The organism is Aquabacterium sp. (assembly GCF_004297345.1).
Lineage (GTDB): Bacteria > Pseudomonadota > Gammaproteobacteria > Burkholderiales > Burkholderiaceae_C > Aquabacterium.
In genome coordinates, this window is the sequence record NZ_SCTN01000241.1 from 1 (window position 1) to 5,975 (window position 5,975).

Here is a 5,975-nt window from a genome sequence, read left to right on the forward strand (position 1 = left end):
GGCGAATGGCGTCCCGGTGAGGCCATTCGCCTGACTGCAGGCTGCGCAGGATCAGGGATTTGATCTGCTGATAGAGCGGGCTGAAGGAAGGCCCTTGCGCCGCGCCACCCGCCACACCACCACCGCCCCCGCCAGATGCACCCGTGCCAACGGCGGACGCCACGGCATCAGAAGCAGCAGTTGATGGCGAGGAAGGCACCACAGCGTTGGTCTAGGTTGGAGTCGATCAGGGGTGAGATCGGGGCTGGCGACCCCTCTCGAATGGAGAGGCCGACCGACCCGCGCCGGATAAAACCCGGGCCGGGCGTGATTGCACCACAAGTGCCCGGCAAAGTCCAGAAGTAGGATGAAAGATGTCTTATATAAGACATAAGATATTGACGTTGTGGGGTGATCGTCCTAGACTCCCGCGCGCCGCTACAATTTAGGGTTGTCTCTAACCCTTCCCCTCTCACTTCCTTTTCGGAGTTGCACATGAGCAAAGCACCCGTTCGCGTCGCCGTCACCGGCGCCGCTGGCCAAATTGGTTACGCCCTGTTGTTCCGCATCGCCTCTGGCGAAATGCTGGGCAAGGACCAACCCGTCATCCTGCAACTGCTGGAAATCCCCGACGAGAAGGCCCAGAACGCGCTGAAGGGCGTGATCATGGAGCTCGAAGACTGCGCCTTCCCTCTGCTGGCCGGTATCGAAGCCCACTCCGACCCGATGACCGCCTTCAAGGACACCGACTACGCTCTGCTGGTTGGCGCACGTCCTCGCGGCCCAGGCATGGAACGCGCTGACCTGCTGGCTGCCAACGCCCAGATCTTCACGGCTCAAGGCAAGGCCCTGAACGCTGTTGCTTCGCGCAACGTGAAGGTGCTGGTTGTCGGCAACCCCGCCAACACCAACGCTTACATCGCCATGAAGTCGGCACCTGATCTGCCCGCCAAGAACTTCACCGCCATGCTGCGTCTGGACCACAACCGCGCCGCTTCGCAACTGGCCGCCAAGACTGGCACCAAGGTTGGCGACATCCGCAAGCTGACCGTCTGGGGCAACCACTCGCCCACGATGTACGCTGACTACCGCTTCGCCACCACGAACGGCAAGTCGATCAAGGACATGATCAACGATCAAGTCTGGAACGCCGACACCTTCCTGCCCACCGTGGGCAAGCGTGGCGCCGCCATCATCGCCGCTCGCGGCCTGTCGTCGGCTGCTTCGGCCGCCAACGCCGCCATCGACCACATCCGTGACTGGGCCCTGGGCTCCAACGGCGAATGGGTCACCATGGGCGTGCCTTCGAACGGCGAATACGGCATCCCAGCCGGCATCGTGTTCGGCTTCCCCGTGACCACCGAAAACGGCGAATACAAGATCGTCACCGGCCTGGAAATCGATGCTTTCTCGCAAGAATGCATCAACAAGACCCTGGCTGAGTTGCAAGGCGAGCAAGACGGCGTCAAGCACCTGCTGTGATGTTTCGCTGATTGCGTGATGCCTTCGGGCGACACGCGGTTGACATGCGCTTGCGAGAACGCAAGAAAACCGGTTTCCGTCGCAAGGCGGAAGCCGGTTTTTTATTGGGCAATCGCCCACCAACATGCAATTTGCGCGAGACTTTCCGCATGCCATGCATGTGATGTGATTCATCGAGCCAACCCATGTCCACCCTGACCGCCATCCACCCTCGCCAGGCCCTGTTCGGCGCCGAACACCGCCCACACACCCTGCCCGTTTGCGATCACTACGCAGGCATCGAAACGCGCATGCGCAAGAGCCTGACACTGCAAGCCGAGATGGCGGAAGAGCCTGGTCGCGCCGTGTTCGACGTGACGCTGGATCTGGAAGATGGCGCACCGGTTGGCGGCGAGCACGAACAGGCCGAACTGGTTGCCGAACTGCTCAACAGCCCCGATAACGCCCGGGGGCGTGCGGGCGCACGGGTGCATGCGCCCAGCCATCGCCGTTTTGAAGATGACATCGACACGCTGATCAAGAAAGCGGGCGACAAGCTGGCCTATCTGATGGTGCCCAAAGTGGCCAACGCCACAGAAGCCCAGCGAGCCGTTGAAGCCATCAAGGCAGCACGCGTCAAGCACGGCGTGTTTCACGCGGTGCCTGTGCACATCCTCATCGAAACGCACAAAGCACTGCAAGAGGTAGCCGAGATAGCCAGCCTGCCCGGCGTGGAATCCCTGTCCTTCGGCTTGATGGACTTTGTGTCAGACCACCGGGGCGCCATTCCAGCCAAAGCCATGTCGGCAACAGGCCAGTTCGAGCACCCCTTGATCGTGCGCGCCAAGCTGAAGATTGCCGCAGCCTGCCATGCCTCTGCTATCACGCCCTCGCACTGCGTGGTGACCGAGTTCAATGACAAGCATGCACTGAGCCTTGCAGCAAGCAAGGCATCGCGCGAGCTGGGCTATACGCGCATGTGGAGCATCCACCCGGACCAGATCGCCGTGATCGTGGAAGCCTTTGCACCAGTGGCAGCCGAAGTGGACGATGCCATAGAGATTCTGCAAGATGCACAAGCGGCACACTGGGCACCCATCTCTCATCAAGGCACATTGCATGACCGGGCCAGCTACCGCCACTATTGGTACGTGCTGGAGCGGGCCTGGCTGACAGGCCAACCTCTGCCCACCGAAATCGAAAACGCGTTCTTCGGGGACTGAGCCCACGCAGATCAAGGCAGCTTGAAGACAGACACCACGTGGGCCAGGCGCGAGGCCTGATCCTTCAAGCTCTCTGCCGCAGCGGCAGACTGCTCCACCAACGCGGCGTTCTGCTGGGTCATGCTGTCGAGATGGCTGACGGCCGTGTTGACCTGGCTGATGCCTTCGGACTGCTCGGTCGATGCCGATGTGATCTCGCCAATGATGTCCGCCACCCGGCGAACCGACTCGACGATGGTGGTCATCGACGCACCGGCATCGCTCACCAGGCTGGCACCGGCATCCACACGTTCGGTGGAGGCATTGATCAGCACCTTGATTTCCTTGGCAGCACCAGCGGCACGTTGCGCCAGCGCCCGCACTTCGCCTGCCACCACGGCAAAACCGCGCCCCTGCTCACCCGCGCGAGCAGCCTCCACAGCCGCATTCAGGGCCAGGATGTTGGTCTGGAAAGCAATGCCATCGATCACGCTGATGATGTCGGCAATACGGCGTGAACTCTGGGTAATGTCGTCCATGGTGGCCACCACCTGAGACACCACCTCGCCCCCACGCGTGGCGGCCTCCGCGGCACCGGACGCCAGTTGATTGGCCGTGCGGGCCGCGTCAGCGGTATGGCGGATCGTGCCCGAGATCTCTTCCATGGTCGAAGCCGTCTGCTGCAGGCTGGATGCCGCGTTTTCGGTGCGGCTCGACAAGTCCTGGCTGCCCACAGCCACCTCGTCGCTGGCCACCTTGATCGAGTCAGTGGAATGCCTCACGTCGCCCACGATCCCACGCAAGGAGACCTGCATCTCTTCCAGGCTGTGGCACAACTCGCTCAACTCGTCTTTGCCGTCCATGTCAACGCGATGAGACAGATCGCCCTGCGCAATGATATGGGTGGCCGCCACAACCTTGCGCAAGGGCACGGTCACCGAACGCGCCATCAGCCAAGCCATCCACCCGCCCAATGCCAGCGACACCAAGGCCAACACCACCATGGACAGCTTGGCCCGGCTGACGTGGGCATGCGTGGCCGCATTGTCATCATCAGCAATCTTGCGTTGCACGCGCTGGTAATCGTTGATGGCCGTGATGTACTTCGTGGCCGCAGGCAGAAGTTGACTGTTGAGCGCCTCTTTGGCACCTGGATCCTCCATTTCCAGGAAGGAGAAGATGGAGTCCCGGGCCGTGATGTAAACCTTGCGCCTGGCCGCGATATCGTCAAACATCGCTTTCTCTTCGGGCGATGTGGCGCTGGCTTCCAGCTCTTTCTGGATGGCGCTGATCTGGGTGGAGGTTTCTTTGATCAGGGGCGAGAAATGATTCTTGACGTCCTTGATTCCGCCGGATTCAGCGATGGCCAGCGTGCGATTGACGTTGAGAAGCGTCAGGCTTTCCCACTTCAACGCAGAGGTCGCCCTGGCCTGCACCTGAACGTTGGCATCGATATCCGAAATGGTGGCCGACAGGCGCAACCACCCCACGAGCGCGATCACGGCCGTCAGCAACAACACAAGCCCAAATCCAAGCCAAAGGCGTTGCCCCAGCTTGAGTTGATGGAGATTCAACATCTCAGCACCTCATCTTGGCGCCCTCATGCAGCCGGGGGGCGCGCACGGCGTATTCAACCTTGCTTCGTGCATATCGACCGAACGGCACAAAACCTGAGCGAATAAGCACCAAGTAAGCACCGCGTGTGCACCATTGAAGGGCCAATCAGGCCCCATCGCCAACCTCAATTCACCTTTGAGAACAGGGGAATTGAATCAGACAGGCAGGCCGTGATGCAGCCTGGCCTTCAAGCATTGCGCATCACCCGGTTGAACGCTGCGGCAGGTGCTGGAACGCTGCTCGTAGATCCCGCACGCCACGCTTTGCCCGACCTGCCCCTGCAGCATCACACACCGAACGGGCTTGGTCTGGGTGCCGCGCATGCAGCGATGCAGGGTGCCGACGGGCTCGGTCAAGTCCACAGGCACCGTGCCACCGGGCGCATCGTCCGCCTCAGCCCAGTAAAAGGACACGCGAAAAACGGCACAGCACGCGCCACATTGCTGACAGTCGAATTCCATGCTCAGCCCCTTTTCATGCCTCACCCCATTGCCTTGCGTCGCCGCATTCGGCATGAATGGCCAGCGAGCGCGGGCGCACATCCTAATACCGACTGCGCAACCGAGGATCAGTTAGGCTTGGGCACATGGTCGATACGCTTTTCTGGCACAACTCCGAGGTAAGTGGCGTGATGCCCTGCCCCACTTCGCGGGGCTGCGTGCAGCTCGTGCTTTCTGCTGGCGCCGTTGAAAGGCAGCAGGATGACGCATCTGGACGATCGACCGAATCCGGCTTCTTGGCACCCCTGGTCCTGATGTTCGAACAGGCACAACTGACTGGCCCGATTGGCGACTGCCTGGGCAGCATGGCGCACGGCGAATTGCGTTTGCGCAGTGAGGATGCCCGTGCGCAAAGCTGTGTCACCCTGCCCTGGCATTGCGACCAGGCCCTGATCCTGCAGCTTCAGTTCAGGAACGGCAGCACGCTGCAGATCGAGGCCGCTTCGGCACGCTGCGTACCGACCGACGACGCACGCTTCAGGGTGTCTTACGCCTGTTGATCAGGGCGTCCTCAGGTGATGTCCTTGAGCTTGCGCCACAAGGTGGTGCGACTGATGCCCAGCTTCTCGCTGGCCAAGGCGCGATCCCCATCGCAGTCGGCCAGCACCTTCATGATCTCTACGCGCTCGGCTTGAGCCTGCATTTGCTTGCGTTGCGCAGACAAGGTGGCGGGCGACGCACCCATGCCCTCCAGCCGCAAGCTGTTCGGCGGCACGGGCGACATCGACGGCAAGGCACGCACGCCACGCTCAGCCAACTCGGGCGCCACAGACGCGACCAACTCACGCCACTGCGCAGGGCTCATGGCTTGCCAGGCTACTTGAGCGCCCCCATACGCCATCACACGCTCGATCAGGTTCTCCAGTTCACGCACATTGCCCGGCCAGTCATAACCCTGCGCCAGGTCGATCAACGCGTCCAGCAAGCCGCTCGTCGTGCGCTGATCCATACCCAGACGCTGGCAGATCTTGCCTTGCAGGGCCTGCGCAATGGGCACGATGTCCTGCAGGCGTGCGCGCAAAGGCGGCACATCCAGCCTGAGGATGTTGAGACGGAAATACAGATCCAGCCTGAACTGACCTTTGTCCACCTGATCACGCAAGGCACGATGCGTGGCGGCAATCACGCGCACATTGACAGGCGTAGGCTCCGTGGCCCCCACGCGCAGCACTTCTCTCGCCTGCAGGACACGCAGCAAACGTGTCTGCAGCGAAAC

General features: G+C 61.6%; 6 protein-coding genes and 1 pseudogene. 3 read left to right on the top strand and 4 right to left on the bottom strand.

Annotation, left to right across the window (positions count from 1 at the left end):
* Positions 1-163, bottom strand: a pseudogene (locus tag EPO09_RS08600) (GntR family transcriptional regulator); the annotation flags it as partial.
* Positions 164-474: 311 nt separating this feature from the next.
* Here EPO09_RS08600 and EPO09_RS08605 point away from each other — a divergent pair.
* Both EPO09_RS08605 and EPO09_RS08610 read left to right on the top strand, forming a co-directional pair.
* Positions 475-1,461, top strand: coding sequence for a malate dehydrogenase (locus EPO09_RS08605; protein ID WP_290642167.1), 987 nt, complete (start codon positions 475-477; stop codon positions 1,459-1,461).
* Positions 1,462-1,646: 185 nt separating this feature from the next.
* Entirely contained in the window at positions 1,647-2,663 is a 1,017-nt protein-coding gene (locus tag EPO09_RS08610; RefSeq protein ID WP_290642169.1) for an aldolase/citrate lyase family protein, read from the top strand.
* 11 nt (positions 2,664-2,674) lie between these two features.
* On the opposite strand, the gene EPO09_RS08615 is transcribed toward EPO09_RS08610, so the two are convergent.
* Positions 2,675-4,219 carry a methyl-accepting chemotaxis protein gene (locus EPO09_RS08615; protein ID WP_290642171.1) on the bottom strand — a complete coding sequence of 515 codons (1,545 nt, stop codon included), beginning with the start codon at positions 4,217-4,219 and terminating at the stop codon, positions 2,675-2,677.
* A gap of 195 nt (positions 4,220-4,414) precedes the next feature.
* Positions 4,415-4,720, bottom strand: coding sequence for a YkgJ family cysteine cluster protein (locus tag EPO09_RS08620; protein WP_290642173.1), 306 nt, complete (start codon positions 4,718-4,720; stop codon positions 4,415-4,417).
* A gap of 125 nt (positions 4,721-4,845) precedes the next feature.
* Between EPO09_RS08620 and EPO09_RS08625 the strand changes: the two genes are divergently transcribed.
* Positions 4,846-5,259 carry a hypothetical protein gene (locus EPO09_RS08625; RefSeq protein ID WP_290642175.1) on the top strand — a complete coding sequence of 138 codons (414 nt, stop codon included), beginning with the start codon at positions 4,846-4,848 and terminating at the stop codon, positions 5,257-5,259.
* 11 nt (positions 5,260-5,270) lie between these two features.
* On the opposite strand, the gene EPO09_RS08630 is transcribed toward EPO09_RS08625, so the two are convergent.
* On the bottom strand, positions 5,271-5,975 hold a 705-nt coding region (locus EPO09_RS08630), incomplete at its 5' end, for a sigma 54-interacting transcriptional regulator (protein ID WP_290642177.1).